Below are 20,565 nucleotides of genomic sequence, written 5' to 3' on the forward strand. Positions count from 1 at the left end.
AGCGACCCTCTGATTAACAGTCAGATGCTCTAACCAACTGAGCTAAGGAGGAATGTTTTCCGCTCTAACCTCCCGATAGCTATCGGGATGAGCTAAGGAGGAATTTCCCTTTCGGGGTTGCAAAAATAGGGGGTTCCATTGTTCAACCAAACAAAAAATTATTTTAGCCGTTCTTCTTTTATAAAAATTGTTGCCGCCATGTCTGCTACATCTTCTGCCAAAGGGCTAGTGCTCCTCAATTGGCTGAGTTTTTTGCTCACCCTTTTTGCCAATGCCATGGCCAATATTTTGCCCATCAACGGGCTCAATACCGGGCAGGTATCGGCCCTCTACCCCAACCTTTTTGTACCCGATGGATTCACTTTTAGCATCTGGTCGGTTATTTATACCTGGCTGTTGTTGTTTGTCATTATCAGCAGTAGCTGGCTGCTCAGCAGCAAAGCCACCGCAGCGCAACGCAATGCGGCAGCGCAACTCACCCCCCTCTTCATCATCAGCGGCATCATTAATGTAAGTTGGATTTTGGTCTGGCATTACCTGCAGGTATGGCTCAGCCTTGGCCTCATGCTGGTACTGCTGACGCTTCTCTTCCTTCAGTTTCAACGCATTCAAAAGGCTTCAGCCACAGCTACTGCTTCCATACGCTGGCTGCTTTTTGCGCCATTCGTTATTTACTTCGGGTGGATTTCGGTGGCCACCATTGCCAACAGCACCGCCTTATTGGTGCATGTTGGCTGGCAGGGCGGACCACTGGAACCCGCTGTTTGGTCGGCGGTAATGATGAGTGTGGCCGGATTACTCGCCCTGCTGGTAGGAGCAGGTTTTCGGCAGCCACTGTATGCCGCCGTAGTGGTGTGGGCAATGCTCGGTATTTACCGTGCACAACAAACTGCCACGCCCTGGTTGGGGCAAGTGGCACTGGTTGTGGCAGCAGTAGCTGCACTGGCCTGCATTGCAGGCTTTTGGCTGGCAAAAGCCAACCGCAGCACAAACTCATCCACAGTCAGCATCCAATAGATAGGCATCCCGTACATTCGTGGGCACTTTACCTATTGTTGTTGCTTTGCCTATGGCACTCATTAATATTCCTTTACCGCAGTCTATTGCCCGACGCCTCTACATCTCCTCCGGCGACCCCCGGCGTATGCAATTGAAAGTGCTGAAAAAACTATTGACCAAGGCCCGCTATACCGAGTTTGGCCAGCAGTTTGGTTTCGATGAAATTCTCATGAGCCGCCATGCCGGCAAAGCCTTTCAGCAGCGGGTACCTACCTACGATTACAGCAAGCTGTACAATGCTTTTTGGCACAAAACCCTGCAAGGTGTGCCCGATGTTTGCTGGCCGGGGCAGATCAAATTTTTTGCCCTTAGCAGCGGTACCAGCGAAGCGGCCAGCAAATACATTCCCATTACCAAAGACCTCATTAAGGCCAACACCCTAACCAGTCTGCGGCAGTTGTTTTCCCTCACCGGCTATCACGATGTCAACTTTGGCGCCCTGCCCAAAGGATGGCTCATGCTGGGCGGCAGTACCGAGTTGCAAAAAGGACCCACCTACTACGCCGGCGACCTGAGCGGTATTCAGCAGCGCAATATTCCGTTTTGGTTTCAGCGGCTGTACAAGCCGGGCAAACGCATAGCCAAGGAAAGAGACTGGGCCGTAAAAATTGAAGAGATTGTTGCCAACGCCCCCAACTGGGACATTGGTTTTATCGTAGGCGTTCCCGCCTGGTTGCAGCTGTGCATCGAAAAAATTATTGATCGCTACCAGCTCAACAATATCCACGACATGTGGCCCAACCTCAGCTTTTATGTACACGGAGGCGTGGCCATGGAACCGTATAAAAAAGGCTTCGAAAAACTGCTGGGCAAGCCCATTACTTACATAGAAACCTACTTAGCCAGCGAAGGCTTTTTGGCCTACCAAAACCGCCAGCATGCCAAGGGCATGAAGCTGGCCATCAACAACAATATCTTCTTTGAATTTGTGCCGTTTGACGAACAGCATTTTGATGCCGAAGGCAACATGCTGCCCGATGCCCGGGCACTCATGATTCATGAAGTAGAAGAAGGCCGCGACTATGCCATTCTCATCAGCACCAATGCCGGTGCGTGGCGATACCTTATTGGCGATACCGTTCGCTTTGTAGACCTCGAACATCTCGAAATCATCATCACCGGCCGCACCAAACACTTCCTGAGTTTGGTGGGCGAACACCTGAGTGTAGAAAATATGAACCGGGCCATTCAAATGGTGGCCAATGAGCTCAATGTGTGCATTCCGGAGTTTACGGTGGCGGGCATCCCTTATGGCAATTTCTTTGCTCACCATTGGTTTGTAGCCTGCGACGATCCTGTTGATGAAGCTCAGCTTCGCCTGCTCTTAGATGCCAAGCTGAAGCAGCTGAACGATGACTACGAAGTAGAACGCAAGCATGCGTTGAAAGAAGTTTTGCTGACAGTACTACCCGAACATGCGTTCCTCGACTTTATGGCCAGCAAAGGAAAAATTGGTGCACAGCACAAGTTTCCGCGGGTGCTGAAGGGCAAAATGTGGGAAGACTGGCAGCAGTTTCTGCAGTCGCACAAGATTAAGGTTGGCACAGCCACCCAGCCTTCGTAAATTGTCCGCCTCACAATAAGCTTGCATGGATATTTTGTTGAAAGGCATCGGGTTGGGATTGTTCTTATCCATAGCGGTAGGGCCCATCGTGTTTGCCATTCTCAAAGTAAGCATGAAGCTGGGCCACAAAGCAGGCTATGCATTCATAGCAGGCGTTAGTCTTAGCGATGTACTGCTGGTACTTGTTGGCAATTTGGCCGCAGAATTGTTGAGCTCCGTTTTACAATACAAAAACTGGATTGCTGCCGGTGGAGCTCTCATTCTAATTATTATGGGCACCTATAGTTTGCTCTTTGGCAAAGACCCGAAAGATGACAGCCCCAATGATCTCAACATCAGTTTTCGGCAGCGGGATATGCTGCGTTTTTCCTTGCAGGGTTTTTTCATGAACCTCATCAACCCCGGCCCTATTTTCTTTTGGCTCAGCACCTGCACGGCTTTTGCTTTTTTACCCCTGCGGGAAAGAACCTTGTTGTTTGCTGCCTGCCTGGTAACCGTGCTGGCCACCGATATTTTGAAAGTGTTTTTTGCCGGTCGTATTCGCCTCTTGCTTACGCCACGCACCCTGCATAAAATTCATCAGCTTTCTGCGCTTATCCTCATTGGTTTTGGTGTCGCCATTTTTGGCGGGCTCATCATCAGCATCATGCAGTAAGCTGTCCGTTCCGTTTTATTTCGTTCGCCTTAACAAATTGGCTCCATCACTTTGACTATTGCCCGTTAAGTTTGAAAGGTGAAGTTACTGTACATCGCCTCGCTGCTACTGCTTCCTGCTTTGTGTCAAAGTCAGGCAACAGCTTTGTTGTTGAAAAAGAACAACAAAACCATTCAGCGCTACTACCCTGGCCGTACCATTTCTTTTTTTACTACAGATAAAATGCCTGTAAATGGCCGGCTCGACAGCCTGGTGCGGGATTCCTTGTTCCTCACGTATTTTCAACTGGTGCGGGTGCCTACACCTTGGGGCACTTTTCGCATGGATACAGCAGGCCGTTACCCCATAGCTTTTAGTATGGCCAATGTGGGCGCATTGCCCCGCAAAAGAAACCGCTGGTTTGAAGGCGTACTCATGACAGGTGGGCTTGGCTACACGGCGCTTAATTTGGTGAATACCGTTCGGGAAAAAGATCCACCCTTTGGCAAAGACAATATTGCCAACATCATTGGTGGCCTTGGTACCGCAGCAGTGGGCTACACCATTGCCAAACTCAAAAAAAGCAGCTATACGCTGGGCAAAAACTACCGTCTTTCGGTGGTAGAGTAAAAGCCACTACACAGCAATTGGTTCTTGTGCCTTATTTTTCCAGCCATGAAAAAATTTTGGAAACGGCTGAAACGTACCGTGCTTGTATTGGTGATAGCACAGTTTGTGTACATTCTCTATATCTGGGTATTTCCGCCACCCATTACACTAACGCAAATAGGCAGCTTGCTCGGTGGCCACGGCCTCAGCAAAGACTGGGTGTCGTACGATGCCATTAGCCCCAATGCGAAGCTGGCGGTAATGGCTGCCGAAGACCAGTTGTTTCCCGACCACAGCGGTTTCGACTGGAAGAGCATTGAAAAAGCATTGGCCTACAACAAAAAGAAACCCGGCCGCATCAGAGGTGGCAGCACCATTAGCCAGCAGGTAGCCAAAAACGTGTTTTTGTGGCAGGGCCGCAGTTGGGTACGCAAGGGCCTCGAAGTGTATTTCACGTTCATGATAGAAACGCTGTACAGCAAGCAGCGTATTTTAGAACTCTACCTCAACGTAGCCGAAATGGGCGAAGGCGTGTTTGGTATAGAAGCGGCGGCACAACGCTATTATGGCAAACCTGCTTCGGCACTTACCCGGCAGCAGGCTGCACAAATAGCTGCTTGTTTGCGCAACCCCAAAGTATACACGGTAAAACCGCTTAGCAAATTTGTGAGCCGCCATAGTGGTTGGGTGCTGCGCCAAATGAGCAACATAGATGGCGACCCCGATATTCAACGGGTGATAGCCACAAGCAAGTAGTCCTTACTTTTGAAGATGCGGTGCAGGAAATATGCCGGAGTTTTATGGCTGTCGATACTATGGCTGATGCAGGCTTGCACAGGCAGCAAATATGTTGTAGGCAAAAAATACAGCCCTGCACAAATGCAAGCAGATGCACAACTGCTGTGGCAAACCTACCGGCAGGTGCATCCATCGTACAACTGGTACACTCCCGCCGATACAGTGGATGCCCGCTTTCAACAATTGATTCGTTCACTTACAGATAGTCTTCCTGAACCTGAGTTCAGGCTGCGACTGGCTTATGCCACAGCAGCCATTCGATGCGGGCACACTTCCATCATGTCGCCCAAAAGCATCAGCAAAGCGCTGAACAACCGCCCAGGTGCCAGCTTTCCCTTGCAGGTAAAAGTGTGGGGCGACAGCATGATTGTAACAGACAACACCGGCCCCAACCGCGACAGTGTAAAACGCGGCGTTGCCATCACCCATATCGATAGTGTGCCCGTGCATACACTCATCCGCCAAATGGAAGCGTACATATCAGTTGATGGTACTACCCACCGCTATGCCGACGCCATTTTGAGTGCCAGCTTTCCCAGCCGCTTTCGCTGGATGTATGGATTGAAACCTACGTACAACATTCAGTATGTAGACAGTGCCGGAAAATCACAAATAGCCAAAGTGGGTTTGCAAATGCCCCGCTTGCCCGATAGCAACCGCAACAAAGCGGTGAGAGCTCCGGCTCCTCGTCCACAGCCCGATGGTATGAAGCGTCACGCATTTGGATTTATGCGCATTGATACTGCCCGGCAGTATGCGTATTTGCGCATCAGCAGTTTTAGTGGCAATGGTTTTAAAAAATTTGTCCGTCGCAGCTTTCGCAGCATTGCGAAGCAAGAGATGCAACATGTGGTAGTAGACATCCGCGACAATGGTGGTGGCAAAATTTCGAACAGCGCCATGCTGGCCAGATACCTCGCCCATCAACCATTTCGCATTGCCGATTCGGTAAGTGCTGTAGGTTTTAATTTTCCGAAACCTGCTGCTGTGCAAGTGCATTGGTTTTACAAACTCTTTGGTTGGGTAATAGCGCCATACAAAGCCGATGGCAGAAGGCACATGGGCTTGATGGAAAGAAAATTATATGAGCCCAAACGCTACAATCATTTTGATGGCCAATTGTATGTGCTCATGAATGGTCGCAGTTTTTCTGCATCCATTTTGTTTTTGCAACACATAGCCGACAGGCCACAAACAGTACGCATTGGTGAAGAAACTGGTGGTGGTGCCCGTGGCAACAGCGCCGTAATGACACCTGACATTACCTTGCCCAACACCGGCATTAGAGCAAGGTTGCCGTTGTTTCGCATTATTACCCATGCCGGCCTGCCCAATAACGGACGTGGCGTGATGCCCGACATTGAAGTGATGCCCAACAGCAGCGATATTCGCTACCGAAGAGATGCTGCAATGCAAAAAGCATTGGAGTTGATGAAGCAGTAATGCTTTTCTAAAATCCATATTGCTTCACCAGGTTCCAATCATCATCCACTTCTATGAGTGCTGCTTTTTTGCCCACGGCAATGCTTCCGTAATCATCTGTGATTTGCAACAGCCTGGCCGGATACAAACCCGCCATGCGAATGCTTTCATCCGGCGTCAGTCCAATATGCGTGATGCCATTGCGTACTGCCTGCAACATGCTGATAGCAGAGCCGCTCAGCGTACCATTCGGCAATGCATAATGGTCATCATTGAGTACATGCTGATACGGTCCTTCATAGCAATCCGTTACGGCATCGGTAATGAAAAACAAACGTTCGCCCATCAGTTGCTTGGCCATGCGTATCATGCCATAGTTTACATGTATGCCATCCGGAATAACGGATGCCATCAGGTTTTCATCTTCAAACACTGCCAGCGGTATGCCAGGGTTGCGGTGGTGCAACGGCGTCATAGCATTGAACAAATGCGTTACGGTTTGTACACCTCGCCTGCTAAACTGTTGTGCTTGTGCATAGCTGGCATTGCTGTGCCCGGCAGAAATAATCACACCTGCATCTTGTAGCATTTGCAGCACTTCATTGCTGCAACATTCGGGTGCCACGGTGATCATTTTTAAGTAGCCGTCTGCGGCTTCTAGTATCTCGGTTATTTGTTGCACGGTGGGCACCGTTACCCATTCGGCTACATGGGCTCCCCGTTTTTCTACATGAATGAAAGGGCCTTCCAAATGCAGGCCTAGTATGCCTTCACCGCCATTAGCGATATAGGTTTTCACAGCTTTCGCACTTTCCAATATGCGTTCCATATGAAAAGTTGGAATGGTAGCCAAACAAGCCACTGTACCGCCTTTGCGGTTGGCTGCAGCCAGCAAGCTCAGGCTTTCCTCATCGGGGTACTGTGCAAACAAACGACTACCACCACCATAGATTTGTGCATCTATCAACGCCGGTAGCAAGCGATGCCCGTGGCAGTTGTGTTGTGGTACATCTGCTGCAGGCTGTTCGGTAGTTACAGCTGCTATCCGGTCATCGGCAACGCATACATGTGCATTGCTCAACCATTCGGTACCTGTAAAAATTTGTGCGTTGGTCAGCCAGTGTTGCATGAGGACAAATGTTGTGCTCAAATGTACAACTGTAGCTGTAGTCGTTATCGCCAATCGCCGTACAATACAAAAGCGCCCCAGTAAAACGGATGCTCAAAGCCAGGTGTAGCACTCAGTGTGGCCTGTGCTTTGCGCAGGGCTTCCTGCTTATCCATGGTTTGCAGGTTTTGGTAAAATGCTTGCATCAATATGTTGGTGGCGTCATCATCTACCGCCCATAAACTAGCTACCACACTTCGTACACTGCTCACCAAAAATGCATTGGCAGGCGAAATGTACCAGCCTTTTTTCAGCTCTTGGTTCACCGCTGTTTCGCAGGCACTCAAAGTCACCAATTCGCAACCGTTAATACTAAGTGATTTGATTTCATCTATGCGCAATTCGCCATCTTCACCACCATCTTGTACATTGGCCATTTTGAGGTAAGAGCTGCTGAAATCGGTGTAGTTGAGCACACCGTGTGTAGCAAAATGGATGTACTTGGTTTGCTCCAAACTCTGTTTGGCTTTGGATTCGGTGGCGTAGTCTTGTAGAAAGATATTGGTCGTGTTCAGCATCTTGCCAATGGCTTCCACTTCTTTGCCTGCACTGTTCAGGCTTTTATCGGGGTTGCCAAAACCAGTGAATGAAGCAAGACTTTTATCCTTGCGACCAGCCTTCAAAAACACGGTGAGTTTGTTGGTGTAAAACACGCCATGATCTTCGATGAGGTACCGCACATTGCCATCATCCGTCTTTTTACCAATGCACTGAAAAGGCAGATTGCTGAGTTTGCCATTGGGAATAATACACAGCGACTGGTAGTTTTTGATATCTGCTTCGATAGGTGCTATCAACAGCTGGTATAAAGCATCGCTTTGCTCTGCAAATGGTTTGGCATTTGCCGGTGGTGTCAGCTTTTTCTTGATGGTGCTACGCAGCACCAACGGTTTGCCACTGGCAGTTTTTGCTGGGTTACTCAAGGTAGCAATGTATTGGTCTACCATGGGTTCGAGATCAGCCGTAAGCAGCTGTTCTTTTACTGCAATTTTTTTGTTTGTAGCAGTGAAAATGAGCAGCTGTTTGCCATTGAGCAAATACAACACAATGGCTACATCATCAGGTATATTTTCTTTGATGTCTTTAAAATCTTCAGGGTTCACATTCTTAGAAAAATAGCCATCGATATCAGGATACGTTTTTACCAAAACGGTTACATAGTTCAGGTATTCCTTTTCCAAAATTTCACGGGTTTGCTGCAGCGTTTTCAGCTGTTCAGCATTGTTGCCTTTTGCATTGGCCTGTAGTTGCTGAATACTCTTGTCGATGCCACTTCTTTTTTGTTGCAGATCGAGTAGCTTTTGCAGAGCTGCGGCTTTATCGGCATTGCTGGCATCTGCACTAAGCGAACCCAACAAATCTTTCACTGCTTCCTGTTGTGTTTTTTGTGCAAAAGCCCAGGCTTCTTCTGTAGCACCGGTGGCGGTGAGTGCCGAAATCAAACGGGTGTAGAGTTCTGGTTTTTTACCACTCGATTGATAAGTTTTGCGGGCATCTTCTCCACCAAAAATATTGTTGCTGTTTTTGTCAATCAGATCAGCCGCCTTTTTAAAAGCAGCAATGGCATTAGGAAAATCTTTTTGTGCATAGTAATTTTCGCCCAACTCATAATATGCCTCCCATCCAATGGTGAGCATGTTATACTTTTCACTCAAGGCTGTAGCTTGCTGCAGGTATTGTAACGCTTTTGTATTGTTGCTGCCTCTGTTGAGCACACCCAACAGCATCAAAGCTTCTGCCTGTGCATCGGGAATACCGTTTTTACTGGCGTCGTCGTAGGCAGCTTGTGCCATAGGCAATGCTTTGTCGGGCTGCTGTTCAATGATATAAATGCGGCTCATGGTCATGGCCATGCTACCACTTAATCGGGAGAGTTGTTCTTTGCGGGCAATGGGATACAGCGGTTGCAAAATGGCCAGTGCCGAATCGTTTCGCTTGAGGTACATGTAGCACTCTGCCATATTGGCTCTGGAGCGGATGCTGCTTTCATCATCGCTTTTGTAGGGCCGCAACTGCAATGCTTTGCTGAAATAGGTAATGGCGGTTTGATAAGCCCCCTGATGTGTGTACACTACGCCAGTATTGTTGGCAACAATAGAGCGGTCCCATTCATTTTTTTCAATGCTGTAAATAGAATCGGCCAAAGCAAAACTGCGAATGCTGGCTTCATAATTACCCATGCCCATGTGTTGCAGCGCTTTACTACCGAGCACAGCTGCCCGGCTGTTGTTGTTGCCCGATAAGGCATACACTCTTTCAGCACTATCGCTCAGCGCCAACCCTTCGGTATAGCGGGCCTGTAAGGTGTATTGAAATGCCAGGGCAATCAATGCATCGCCCTGCTCTAATGAGTAGCCTGATTTAGCAGCTTGTGCAATCACCGCTTTGTTGATGATGGCTGCACTATCTGCCTTACCACTTGATACCATCAGGTTGGCCAGGCGCAATTGCGAACGCAGGTATTTGGGCTTATCGAGTGTATCATAAATCTGTGAAGCTTTACGATAAAAATAAAATGCATCAGCCACTTTCAAACGGCTTTCAGCAAGCCCGCCAATGTTTTCGTAACACTTTGCTTCCATGGCAGGATCTTTTGTAGCCAATGCGAGTGGCAATGCTTCCTGCATCCATTTTTCTGCGGTTACAAAATCGTTTCGCCTGCCAGCCAATGCACTCAAATTTACCATGCTGTAGAGTTGGTTTACCCGGTCGTTTACAATTTTGGATTCTTGCAAACATGCGGTGTAATACTTTTCAGAAGCAACTGAGTCAATTGTCCAGGTAACGGAACCCAATTTGAACAGGGCATCTATGTAGCCCGATTTACTCTGCAATCTTTTCAATACGTCTGCGGCCCGTTCGTAGTACGAACGGGCTTTTCTAAAGTCTTTATCATTTTCGTACACCTGGCCAAGGTTCAGCAGGTTTTGTGCTTGTTGCGATGTATCGCCAATGGCGGCATAAAAATGAGCTGCACTATCGTAGGCTTGCAGTGCTGCAGCTTTCTGTCCCACTCGTTCATACAATTTGCCCAGTTTTTTCCAGCTGAATGCCTGGCCATCTTTGTTATTCGCCTTGCGGCGCAAGTCTATTGACGTGTTGTGTGCATCTATAGAAGCAGCAATGCTGTCTTCCATTTCCAGATTACTGGCCAGCATTGATTTGGCATACCCTGCATTATCCCATTTTTCCAGCCTGAGCATGGCGGCGTATGCCAATTGATGATACCGTTTGCTTTCGGCATATTTACCCATGCTGTAGTACACACGGCCAATATCGTTTTGCGTGTAGGCCATGGAGTAATCGCTATTGAGTTGTGCATACATGGTATAGGCACTATCATAAGCCTTTAAAGACTTGTCGTAGAAACCTTGCTCTTTATAAATACGGCCCACATACCAATAATCGCTGGCAATATTTTCGGTAGCCGATGCAGATACCAGTTGCTGATTTACAGCAATGGCTTTACGCATATTTTTCATTGCCTGCTCATAGTTGCCTGCAGAGTAGTCAATCCACCCTTCGTACTCGTAGCGTTTACGCCAATGGTCGAGAGAGTCGTTGGTTTTCATTTTACCTGCATAACTATATAGTTGTTTTTCTGCATCAGCCAGTACTTTTTTACCCTGTGTATAGTTGCTGCTTTTGTACAGGCAATACGCTTTTTTAAAATACGCTGCAAACAAATAAGCATGATTGGTTGCCATGCTTGCGTAGCGCAATGTGCTATCGGTGCAGCGGATGGCTTCGGCGTACTGTTCATTGTCCTGATAAATTTGTGCCCAAGCCTGCCATAGCGAGGCTTTACCCAAGGTATCATTAATGACTTGCGCTATGTTCAAGCCAGCCTTTATCATGAGCAGTGCACTATCATTTTTATCTTCTTTGCTATAGCTCACCGCTTCATCGAAAAACATACCGGTGAGTTTTTCTTTGCGCAGTACAGCACTTTTTTGGCGTAGCCATTTTTGCAGTTGATCGGGTGTGTCTTGCAGTTGTTGCCATTGCAGCATGTACTCCCAGCTGCCAGATGGCGCTTCGTTCAGTACCCAGGTAGCAAATGTTTCATTAAACTTATAATAATAGCCCATGTACTTGCCGGGGTAGCTCAGTACAAAATAGATGTACTCTCTTACATCTTGTGGCGTAGCATTATCCATAATGTCTATCACCGTGCGTCCTTTATAACGACCTCCAGGCAGGGGCTTCATTAGCGAACTGCTGCTATCTGTAGAAGGCCGAATCATTTCAACGGTTTCTTTCAACTCAGCAATCATTTGCTTAATGAGTGAATCTTCATGTATCCCCCTGGGCATTTGTATAATACCCGGTAAGCTATAGTGCGGTTTTTTAGATATGTCGGTAAAAATGATGCCCCGGGCGGCGAGTTCTGTAAATATGGCGCCGGCAGTAGCTGGCCGGTAGTCAAACTTTACCAAATCATCTTTTAAAATGGGCCGTTGTTTTTGACCAATGCCTTTGCCCATATAAAGCAATGCTGCATTTCTGTTGAGTGCAATGATGCGCCCAAATCCAATTTCGTTATAGTTCTCTTTTTCAAATGCTTTCAGGTATCGGGCAATGACTGAACCTTGCTGATGCAGTTTCAAACCTACATTGCTACCGTGCCTTAGCAGTAGCAATGAACTGTCATTTCGTACAAAGGCCGAATCTACAAACACATGAACAGATCGTGTTTGTATTTGTGCAAACAAAAGATGGTTGCATACAGTCATCAGCATAGTGCCAAGCAGAATGGGCAAATACAGCTTCCGTTTCATGTGTTGAGGGTTTATCACTTTTTCACTACCTGAAATCCAGCACTTACAATAGTTACTTCATCATTGCCGCTTCTGGTACGTACAGTTCCGGTATTTTCCAAACTTTCATTCAGCCACTTTTCAAATGTGCCGCCAATATTACGTTTGCGGCTATCATCGGGTGTTTCTTCGAACACGGGGCGTAAGTCAATCGGCCGTATGCTCAATACCACCCGCAAATATTCTCTGCCTTCAGTAGCATTATCATCCACCGCTATGCCATCTATTTCAAAAGGCTGGCCGGGCCCAACAGAATAGTCTTGAGGTTGCTCATCGGGCTGTGGCAGCAACACCTGACTTTTGGCATTGGGCAAAATATTCAGGAGGTTGAAGTAGAGCCTTGTATCGCTGTTGTTGATGATAGAAATTTTGTATTCAGAACCGGGTGTAAGCTTCCACTCATTGGATGCATCTTTCATGCCTTCGGCGGCAATGATTACCTGCACTTTATCTGCCAGCGGACCACCATCATTCATTTGCCGAAGGTAACGGCTGCGGGCAGTGGCTTTGAGTGCTTGCTGCCACTGCTGTTGCATAGCTGCGTCAAAAGTTTTGCCCGTAGCCAAAGTAGTGCTGTGCTGTACCACATCACCTTTTTCCAGCAGCTCCATGCTGGTACCGTTGGTGGCTTTGCTCAGGAGAAGCAAATAATCACCCGCACTGGAAAGTACTACACCGGGTTGTTTTTTTAGCCAGGCTTGCACCGCGTCGGTGGTTGTTTTTGGAACTGTTTTATCTGCCTGCAATGTTATATGCAACTGCACAGCCGCTGTGCCATAACTGATGATGTGAATATTATACGGCATGGCTTTATCTATTTGTTGGCGGGGCTGCAATACAGATGACAGCGCATTGCTTTCTGTAACCACCGCTGTTGTAACTGTGCTGTTGGAGCCGGCCGTTTTTACCTGTACCAAAGTACCGGCATAAATACCTTGTAGTTGCCCTTGCTGAATAATGAACGTGCTATCACTTGTCCAGCGGTCTACCTGCAGTTGTTTAGATTGTGGCAGGTAGCTGCCGGCAAATACCTGCTGTGTACCATCGCCTTCCATCATCGGTAGTTGCTGCTGGTATTCAGCTTGTATCATGCTTTTTACCGAAGCAAACAACTGCTGATAAGTAGCCTGACGGGGCAGTTGCTGCAGCGCTTTTGCTACTGCATAACTCAGCGATCCTACGCCCTGCCCTTTGGCATCGTGGGTTTCATAATTTACCTGATTGGGGCTGCTGGCGCTAAACACCACCATGTTGGCTGTATTGAGTGGTGCAGCACTCATAAACCCTTCGGCAGTGGTACGTGCACCCAGGGTGGTTTTGAGTTTGGGTTTGTATTCGGGGCTGGCAAATGGTGCCGGATCGCCACGGGTAATGGCAATGCTGCCACTTCGGGTAGCAGTACCAGAATGGCAGGCATCTATTACTACCAGCAAGCTACCATTGCTACCAAGCACATTGCGCAGCGCCTCCAGCTGGCGGCCCAGTGCATCATCGCGGTAGTGATGTTGCCCGTAGTATTTTACCGGGTCGTATTTGCCCCGTGCATCAAAAGGTACCAGTGCTTCATCATAGCCGTCTGCTTCATCGGGGTTTTCTTCATCATCTTCTATTTGCTGGCCATGGCCCGAAAAATGTACATACACTACATCGCCGGGTTTGCATTGTTTTTTTAATTGATCAAAGCCATCATCTATGCCTTTGTAGGTAGCTGCTGCATCGGTAAGCACCAACATATTAGCGGGCTGAAAGCCTTGTAATTGCAAGGCTGTTTTTAAATACGCAATATCATTAGCAGAGCTGAGCGGCTTCCACCGTACATCGGGGTAAGTACCTACGCCTATGAGCAATGCCCTTTTAGTTTGTGCATGTGTTGCCGTAGCAAAAGCCATACACAAAAAGCAGCAACACAGCCATGCTACAACTGGCAAGAATCGTATTTCTTTTTTTTTGAAACAGTAAGATGCTGGCATAAGAGAGTTTGTGCTTAATTTACGGTGAAAAGGTAGCCGAACCTGCACACACTAAAAATACCCATTGGCGGGTATGCCCGGGCACAGCCGCATAGCTTAGTTTTACCCAAGTTAGCACAACTGTCTGGTTGCATGTTGTTATCTCATCACACAAAGTACCAATAAAGCTACCGGGCTTTTGTGAAAACAACACAAGCAATCAGTCAATCATCCACCTTAAAAAAACATATCGCATGAAATCTTTAAAAGTATTGAAAGCCGCGGGGATGGCATTGGCCATAATGAGTATGTACAGCAGTGCACAGGCACAGATATGCGCTACCAAAGAAGCGGAAGCCAGACTGGCCAAAGTGGCCTTTATTGACACTACCAAAACACGTGGCCTTGCCGACAATTATTTTTTGTGGGATGTTGGTGAAACCATTTATGTAAAGTTCATGAATGGTAGCCCACGCCTGCAGGAAATGGTAAAACAATATGCCCGTGAGTGGGAACAGTTTGCCAATATCAAGTTTGAATTTGTGCAAAGCGGCCGTGCCAATGTGCGGGTGATGTTTAGCCAGAAAAAATCGAACTACTCTATGCTGGGCACCTACTGCAACTCTGTGCCACAAAACGAGCATACCATGCACTTCGACTCTGTAGGTCTTACTGCATCTAACTCTTGGGGCCGCACAGTAGTACACGAATTTGGCCACGCCATTGGTATGATGCACGAACACTTTAGCCCCATGAGCGGTATTCAGTGGAACATGGATACCCTGTATGCCGACTATGCCAAAGTAGGCTGGGGCAAAGACGATGTAGACAACCAGGTGGTGTATGTAGCTAAGCAAACCTATACGAATGGTACTGCGTATGATCCGAAGAGTATTATGCACTACCCTGTTAATCCTCGCCACACCAAAAATGGCTACAGCGTAGGATGGAACATGGTGATGAGTGATGGTGACAAACGCATGGCTGCCATCTTGTATCCCCGCGATGGTGTACGTGCCAACGAAGTGCCCCGCATCAACGTATCGGAATATACCACCACTACCATCAAGCATGATCCGGTAAATCAGGGACTGCGCATTTATCCTTCGTTTGTAGTAAGTACCGCTGGTGTAAAAGGCACAGTTTACTTTATCGCCATTGTGTATGATAAAGATGGCCGTGCATTGCCCGCCACCGATAAATCGTACAATGTAAGTGGTGCCGTAGCCACGTACCGCAACTTTGTACTGGAACCAGGCCAGGTATTGAGTGCCAACAAAAATGCACCCGATGATTTTGAACTGTTTATTCCTTACAGCCAAATTCCTAAAGGGGCCAATACTTCCGAAATTAAAGTGGTGTTTAAAACATGGGTGTCTGGCAAAGACGAATTCAAACCCATTTACAGCAGCAACCCCATTGCCTTTAGCATGAACAGATAAAACCTGTTGGACATATACATTAAAAAAAGCCTCTCAACATTGGGAGGCTTTTTTGTATACCTGCGGTTGCTTGCAAAACTTATTGGCAACATCACCATATTGCCTTTACATGACGTAGCATTTTCTTTCACTACCTAAGCTTCAGCTGCACCACGTTTTCTATGTGGTGGGTATGCGGAAACATGTCGACCGGTTGGGCCTTGGTTACCTCGTATTTGGCAGCCAGCAGGCGCAGGTCACGGGCTTGTGTGGCAGGGTTGCAGCTCACATACACCACGGTGGGTGCGGCCATCTCTAATATTTTCTGCACCAGTTTTTCGTGCATGCCAGCCCGTGGTGGGTCGGTAATAATCACGTCGGGTCGGCCATGTTTTTCAAAAAAAGTATCGTCGCAAATGTCAATCACATCGCCAGCGTAAAAGTGGGTATGATCCAGCCCGTTCAGTGCGGCATTGGCTTTGGCATCGGCAATGGCTTCATCTACCAACTCTACGCCAATTACCTGCCGGGCTCCCTTGCTGCAAAAAATACCGATGCTGCCGGTACCACAGTACAGGTCGTACAGGTTTTGAGTGCCATCCAGCTCTGCAAAGTCGCGGGTAATTTGGTACAGCTTCTCTGCCTGTTTGGTATTGGTTTGAAAAAACGATTTCGGACTGATGAGAAACCGAAAATCTTCCAGCTTTTCAGTAGCATGGGCGGCCCCAAAATAGAGTTGTGGCTCCAGGCCCATCATACTATCGTTGAACTTGGTATTGATGGTATAATACAAAGTAGTGATGACCGGTACTTGCTGCAGTAAGTTGTCGAGCAGCTGTTGGCGCATGTCTTTTTGCTCATAGCCCAGCATCACATTCACCATCAAATCGCCGGTGGTACACAGGCGGTATTGTACGCCCCGCATCCAGCCGTTGTGTTGCTTCACGTCGTAAAAAGGCATGTTCATGTCGATGGCCTTTTGGCGCAGCACATCTCGTATCTGATTGGCTGGTTCGGCCATCAGGTGGCAGTGGCCCAGGTGTACCACTTTGTCAAACACGCCTTTGGCATGAAAGCCTGCAAAGCTGCCCAAGGCAGTTACATCGGGGTTGTTGAGTTCTTCGCGGCTGAGGTAGCGTTTGTTGGCAAACGTAAATTCCAGCTTGTTGCGATAGCCGGTGGTTTGCTGGCAGCCCGCTATGGGCAACAGGTTTTCTACCGCCACACCGCCAATGCGGGTGAGCTGGTCATATACCTGCTGTTGTTTAAAAACCAGTTGTTTTTCATAGGGCAGCATTTGCCACTGGCAGCCGCCGCATACACCAAAGTGTTCGCAAAAAGGCGCCACCCTGTCGGGGCTGTAGCTAATGAACTCCACGGGTACACCCTCGGCCCAATCGCTTTTGTTGCGGGTGAGCAATACATCTACCACATCGCCGGGCACGGCTCTTTCTACAAACACCACTTTACCATCTATCCGGCCCAGGCTTTTGCCTTCGGCAGCGTAGGCCGTGAGCTCCAACCCACGTACAAACTGATTTTTCTTTTTGCGCATAATGAGGCGGCAAAGGTAACGAGGAGGAATGCCAATGTGCCAATTAGCTAATATGAAAATGTGCCAATGCTAAACAAGCAGCGGTTCTCTATTAGCCTGCTTCACAGAAAAAAGTTGATGATCAACGAATCCGTGAACATCCGTTTCATCCTGCAAATCCGTGTCCCATTGCATTTTCTACACATCCTTGTCTCATTGTCTTTTACAAAAACGATATACCGCTCCTAAATCAGCAAGTGCTATTTTGCAGCATACCATGCAAACCCCAGTTTCCATTTTAATAGTAGAAGACGATCCCGATGTAGCCTCCTTGCTGCACAAAGGGCTGAGTGAAGCCGGCTATCAAATCAGCCTGGCTTTTGATGGCGTGTCGGCACTATCGCTGGCCCGGCAGCAAATGGCCAACCTGCTGATACTGGATGTGATGCTGCCCGGCAAAACAGGGCTGGAAATTTGCGCCACCCTCCGCAGCGAAGGCATTGATACGCCCATACTCATGCTCACCGCACTGGCCAGCACCGAGCAAATTGTGCACGGTTTGGATGCGGGTGCCGATGATTACATGGTGAAACCGTTTAAACTGGCCGAACTGATGGCCAGGGTGCGTAACCTCATCCGCAGGGCCAAGCCTACGGCCGGCGATGCGGCACCTACAAGCAACGATCAACCGTTGCAAATGGCCGATTTGGTGTTACTGCCCCGCAAAAAAGCAGCAGAAAGAAACGGGCAACCCATTTCACTCACGGCTACCGAATACCGCCTGCTGGAGTACCTGATGCAAAACCCCAACCGGGTACTCAGCCGGCAAGATATTTTGGAAAATGTGTGGGGCATCGACTTTAACCTCAGCACCAATGTGGTGGATGTATACATCAACTATTTGCGCAAAAAAATAGACAAGCCACACCAGCAAAAACTCATTCAAACCATCATTGGCATGGGGTATGCCCTGCAGCAAGAGCATGACACTTAGAGCAAGACTAACAGGGTTGTTCATTGCAGTGGTAGCGGCCATTGTGTTGCTGTTTAGCAGCCTGGTGTATTTTTTTGCCAACCAAAATGTGTTTGCCGATTTCTACAAACGCTTAGAGCTACGGGCAAGGCTGGCAGCCCGTATTACACTTGAAGATGCGGCCAAAGGCAATACGGCTTTCAATGAGCTGCGCAATGAATACATTGAAACACTGCCTTCGGAAAAACAATATTTCATTCGGCTGAATGAGCAGTCGCAACCCGACAGTGGCATGCAGGCGGTAATACCTGCCAGCCTCATTAGCGATGCGGTAGCCAAGGGCTCTGCCGTAGGCCGCGATGGCAATACCTTGTATGCCGGTTTGTACGTGCCCGAAAGCTGGGGCAAGTATGTGGTGGTAGTGTCGGGCAGAAACGATTATGGTGTACAGTTTCTCAACAACCTGCAATGGTTGCTTATCGCCAGCTTCATCATCAAAGCACTGATATTGGGTTTTGTGGGCTTTTTGTTTTCGCGGCGCATTTTAAAACCCGTACTCGATTTTACGAGCAAAGCCAAAGACATTGGAGTGCATAACCTCACGGTGCGTTTGCCCGAAGGATCGGGCCAAGATGAAATGGGCGTACTGGCCAGCACTTTTAACCACATGCTCGACCGCCTGGAAACATCTTTCGAGTCGCAAAAAAGTTTTATTGGCAATGCCTCACACGAACTGCGTACACCGCTCACCAGCATTATGGGCGAAGCAGAATGGGCCTTGCTGAAAACCCGCAGTGCCGAAGAATATCAGCAATCGTTACAAACCATTCAAAAGCAGGCAGAGCGGTTGGAAGAAATAACCCGTTCGCTGCTGAGCATGGCCCGCACCGGCTTTGATGGTGGCCGGCAAGAAATGACACGGTTGCGTATTGATGAAAAACTGCTTCGTGCCAAAGAACTGGCCGATGCCATTTACCCCAACAATCGCATTCGCTTCGATTTCAGCCACCTGCCCGAGCAGGAAGAACAGCTGCAGTTATGGGGCTATAAAGATTTGTTACAATCTGCTTTTTCCAATGTGCTCATCAATGCCTGCAAGTACTCCGACAACAACGAAGTGCTGGTAAGTCTGGATGTGCATTCGCCCAACCTTATCATTCGCATTGCCGACAAAGGCATTGGCATTCCTTCCAAAGACCTGCCTTATATTTTCGATCCTTTTTTCCGTGCCTCCAATGTGAGTGGCTACATGGGCTATGGTATTGGTTTGCCATTGGCCCGCAACATTGTTCGGTTGCACCATGGCGAAATAACCGTGGAATCGGTAGAAGGAAAAGGCACCAGTATTACCATTGTACTGCCGCAACTCATGTACAGCGCCAAGCCAGATTAGAATTTCTAATCTCCACATTAAAAATGCCATCATTCTTGCTCAGCACATTCTAATGAATGATTAATGCCATCTTAAGACCTTTCTGCTGCAGCGGTTCTAGGTTTGCATCATCAATCGAAATTGATTGATGAAGGCCTCAATTGTTGCACCATGATGAAATTGATTGTACCTACAGATTTTACAGTAAAGTCTTTGCAAGCGGTAAGAGCAGCCATGCAGGCCTTTCCCGATGAGCAATTGCAAATTGTATTGTTGCACATCATGCGGATTTCTAATGACCCGATGGATTTGTTGATGCTGCCCCGTGAACGCAAATACCTCAGCTTGTTTACAGAAGCGTACCGCAACGAAGTAGAAAAAATCAGGCAGCAATCAAACGGTCAGATCGATAGCATTTACACCGATTTTTTATACCTGGACATACAACGTGTTTTCAACGATTATGTACAGCGTCATAACGTGGATGCATTGATGCTTGCCGAAGGGCTGGAATGGCAATTGCCCACTGAATACAGTATTCACCCCGAACAGGTATTTGTGAAATCTACCGTGCCTGTGTTGCGGCCATCGCTGCCAACAGCCACCATTAAAACCATGATGCCGCAGTTGGATGAGAAAGATCAGCAGGCAAGCCGCTATGCTGTTGCATTTGGATAAGCACCATCACACCCGATCCATACGAAGATCAACCATGAGTACAAACCGGTTTGCCTGCACAGGCAGCCGGTTTTGTTTATGTCGGGTATAGCTACCGCCTATCTTTACGGCATGGCTACACATATGCGTCGTTATTATGGTTTGTTGCTTATTGCTTGCATGCCCATGTTCATGGCCTGTGCTCAACCATCGGGTGCAGAGCCCTGGCAGCCCCATCAGTTGATGCCGCCGACACAACTGGCGGCCAATATTCAGTCGGGCAAGCAGGTGCCACTCATCATCAGCATTGGGCCGGGTGCTATCATCAAAGGTTCGGTAGACATTGGCCCCGGTGGCAATCCGGCCAATATTGCCAAACTCAAAACCTTATTGCAACAACAGGATAAATCCAAGCCCGTGGTGATTTACTGTGGGTGTTGTCCGTTTCGCAATTGCCCCAATATCCGGCCGGCATTTGCACTGCTCAATAGCATGGGTTTTACCAAACATCAACTACTCAATTTGTCTACCAATATCAAGGTTGATTGGATAGACAAAGGTTTTCCAGTTCAATAAAATTTTCGC

The 20,565-nt window shown here is 48.1% G+C and carries 15 protein-coding genes; 11 read left to right on the forward strand and 4 right to left on the reverse strand.

The genetic code is table 11. The annotated features are described in order from the left end of the window. Positions 1–198: 198 nt before the first annotated feature. The 6 genes from V7Q13_RS15440 (at position 199) to V7Q13_RS15465 (ending at position 6,107) form a co-directional block, all read left to right on the forward strand. Positions 199–1,017 carry a hypothetical protein gene (locus V7Q13_RS15440; RefSeq protein ID WP_333801568.1) on the forward strand — a complete coding sequence of 273 codons (819 nt, stop codon included), beginning with the start codon at positions 199–201 and terminating at the stop codon, positions 1,015–1,017. A gap of 52 nt (positions 1,018–1,069) precedes the next feature. After that, complete coding sequence (locus V7Q13_RS15445; RefSeq protein WP_333801569.1) at positions 1,070–2,623, forward strand: GH3 family domain-containing protein; 1,554 nt, start codon at positions 1,070–1,072, stop codon at positions 2,621–2,623. Between the two features lie 25 nt (positions 2,624–2,648). Beyond that, positions 2,649–3,278: a LysE family translocator gene (locus tag V7Q13_RS15450; RefSeq protein ID WP_333801570.1), complete on the forward strand. Its 630-nt coding sequence runs from the start codon at positions 2,649–2,651 to the stop codon at positions 3,276–3,278. 78 nt (positions 3,279–3,356) lie between these two features. After that, positions 3,357–3,887 (forward strand): hypothetical protein, encoded by a 531-nt coding sequence (locus V7Q13_RS15455; RefSeq protein ID WP_333801571.1) that lies wholly within the window; start codon positions 3,357–3,359, stop codon positions 3,885–3,887. Between the two features lie 45 nt (positions 3,888–3,932). Next, a complete protein-coding gene (mtgA, locus tag V7Q13_RS15460) occupies positions 3,933–4,622 on the forward strand; it encodes a monofunctional biosynthetic peptidoglycan transglycosylase (protein WP_333801572.1) in 690 nt (229 codons plus the stop codon). A 123-nt stretch (positions 4,623–4,745) separates the two neighbouring features. Then, the gene (locus tag V7Q13_RS15465) at positions 4,746–6,107 is read left to right on the forward strand and encodes a S41 family peptidase (RefSeq protein ID WP_333801573.1); all 1,362 of its coding nucleotides are present in this window, start codon (positions 4,746–4,748) and stop codon (positions 6,105–6,107) included. 7 nt (positions 6,108–6,114) lie between these two features. Here V7Q13_RS15465 and nagA read toward each other — a convergent pair whose 3' ends face one another. Genes nagA through V7Q13_RS15480 form a run of 3 tightly spaced genes read right to left on the reverse strand, consistent with a single transcriptional unit; the run spans position 6,115 to position 13,963 of the window. Then, the gene (gene nagA, locus V7Q13_RS15470; RefSeq protein WP_333801574.1) at positions 6,115–7,215 is read right to left on the reverse strand and encodes an N-acetylglucosamine-6-phosphate deacetylase; all 1,101 of its coding nucleotides are present in this window, start codon (positions 7,213–7,215) and stop codon (positions 6,115–6,117) included. Positions 7,216–7,259: 44 nt separating this feature from the next. After that, on the reverse strand, positions 7,260–12,035 hold the full coding sequence (locus tag V7Q13_RS15475; RefSeq protein ID WP_333801575.1) for a CHAT domain-containing protein: 4,776 nt from the start codon (positions 12,033–12,035) through the stop codon (positions 7,260–7,262). A 14-nt stretch (positions 12,036–12,049) separates the two neighbouring features. Further along, positions 12,050–13,963 carry a caspase family protein gene (locus V7Q13_RS15480; RefSeq protein WP_333801576.1) on the reverse strand — a complete coding sequence of 638 codons (1,914 nt, stop codon included), beginning with the start codon at positions 13,961–13,963 and terminating at the stop codon, positions 12,050–12,052. Between the two features lie 314 nt (positions 13,964–14,277). Here V7Q13_RS15480 and V7Q13_RS15485 point away from each other — a divergent pair, with 314 nt between their 5' ends. After that, positions 14,278–15,465: a M12 family metallopeptidase gene (locus V7Q13_RS15485; RefSeq protein ID WP_333801577.1), complete on the forward strand. Its 1,188-nt coding sequence runs from the start codon at positions 14,278–14,280 to the stop codon at positions 15,463–15,465. Positions 15,466–15,595: 130 nt separating this feature from the next. Here V7Q13_RS15485 and rlmD read toward each other — a convergent pair whose 3' ends face one another. Beyond that, the gene (gene rlmD, locus V7Q13_RS15490; protein ID WP_333801578.1) at positions 15,596–16,999 is read right to left on the reverse strand and encodes a 23S rRNA (uracil(1939)-C(5))-methyltransferase RlmD; all 1,404 of its coding nucleotides are present in this window, start codon (positions 16,997–16,999) and stop codon (positions 15,596–15,598) included. A gap of 256 nt (positions 17,000–17,255) precedes the next feature. Between rlmD and V7Q13_RS15495 the strand changes: the two genes are divergently transcribed. From V7Q13_RS15495 to V7Q13_RS15510, 4 genes are all read left to right on the forward strand, one after another. Next, positions 17,256–17,972 (forward strand): response regulator transcription factor, encoded by a 717-nt coding sequence (locus V7Q13_RS15495; RefSeq protein WP_333801579.1) that lies wholly within the window; start codon positions 17,256–17,258, stop codon positions 17,970–17,972. Continuing rightward, positions 17,962–19,344: a sensor histidine kinase gene (locus tag V7Q13_RS15500; RefSeq protein WP_333801580.1), complete on the forward strand. Its 1,383-nt coding sequence runs from the start codon at positions 17,962–17,964 to the stop codon at positions 19,342–19,344. The genes V7Q13_RS15495 and V7Q13_RS15500 overlap by 11 nt, the downstream gene beginning before the upstream one ends. A gap of 150 nt (positions 19,345–19,494) precedes the next feature. After that, on the forward strand, positions 19,495–20,001 hold the full coding sequence (locus V7Q13_RS15505) for a universal stress protein (RefSeq protein WP_333801581.1): 507 nt from the start codon (positions 19,495–19,497) through the stop codon (positions 19,999–20,001). A gap of 111 nt (positions 20,002–20,112) precedes the next feature. Continuing rightward, a complete protein-coding gene (locus V7Q13_RS15510) occupies positions 20,113–20,556 on the forward strand; it encodes a rhodanese-like domain-containing protein (protein ID WP_333801582.1) in 444 nt (147 codons plus the stop codon). Positions 20,557–20,565: the final 9 nt, after the last annotated feature.

Origin of the sequence: Phnomibacter sp. (genome assembly GCF_036803085.1) — a bacterium.
Classification (GTDB): Bacteria; Bacteroidota; Bacteroidia; order Chitinophagales; family Chitinophagaceae; genus Phnomibacter.

What these genes read in the sequence shown, in the direction of transcription:
- V7Q13_RS15440 (WP_333801568.1), top strand. Translation starts at nt 199, where the DNA reads ATGTCTGCTACATCTTCTGCCAAAGGGCTAGTGCTCCTCAATTGGCTG.
- V7Q13_RS15445 (WP_333801569.1), top strand. Translation starts at nt 1,070, where the DNA reads ATGGCACTCATTAATATTCCTTTACCGCAGTCTATTGCCCGACGCCTC.
- V7Q13_RS15450 (WP_333801570.1), top strand. Translation starts at nt 2,649, where the DNA reads ATGGATATTTTGTTGAAAGGCATCGGGTTGGGATTGTTCTTATCCATA.
- mtgA (WP_333801572.1), top strand. Translation starts at nt 3,933, where the DNA reads ATGAAAAAATTTTGGAAACGGCTGAAACGTACCGTGCTTGTATTGGTG.
- V7Q13_RS15465 (WP_333801573.1), top strand. Translation starts at nt 4,746, where the DNA reads ATGCAAGCAGATGCACAACTGCTGTGGCAAACCTACCGGCAGGTGCAT.
- nagA (WP_333801574.1), bottom strand. Translation starts at nt 7,215, where the DNA reads ATGCAACACTGGCTGACCAACGCACAAATTTTTACAGGTACCGAATGG.
- V7Q13_RS15475 (WP_333801575.1), bottom strand. Translation starts at nt 12,035, where the DNA reads ATGAAACGGAAGCTGTATTTGCCCATTCTGCTTGGCACTATGCTGATG.
- V7Q13_RS15480 (WP_333801576.1), bottom strand. Translation starts at nt 13,963, where the DNA reads ATGGCTTTTGCTACGGCAACACATGCACAAACTAAAAGGGCATTGCTC.
- V7Q13_RS15485 (WP_333801577.1), top strand. Translation starts at nt 14,278, where the DNA reads ATGAAATCTTTAAAAGTATTGAAAGCCGCGGGGATGGCATTGGCCATA.
- rlmD (WP_333801578.1), bottom strand. Translation starts at nt 16,999, where the DNA reads ATGCGCAAAAAGAAAAATCAGTTTGTACGTGGGTTGGAGCTCACGGCC.
- V7Q13_RS15495 (WP_333801579.1), top strand. Translation starts at nt 17,256, where the DNA reads ATGCAAACCCCAGTTTCCATTTTAATAGTAGAAGACGATCCCGATGTA.
- V7Q13_RS15500 (WP_333801580.1), top strand. Translation starts at nt 17,962, where the DNA reads ATGACACTTAGAGCAAGACTAACAGGGTTGTTCATTGCAGTGGTAGCG.
- V7Q13_RS15505 (WP_333801581.1), top strand. Translation starts at nt 19,495, where the DNA reads ATGATGAAATTGATTGTACCTACAGATTTTACAGTAAAGTCTTTGCAA.
- V7Q13_RS15510 (WP_333801582.1), top strand. Translation starts at nt 20,113, where the DNA reads ATGGCTACACATATGCGTCGTTATTATGGTTTGTTGCTTATTGCTTGC.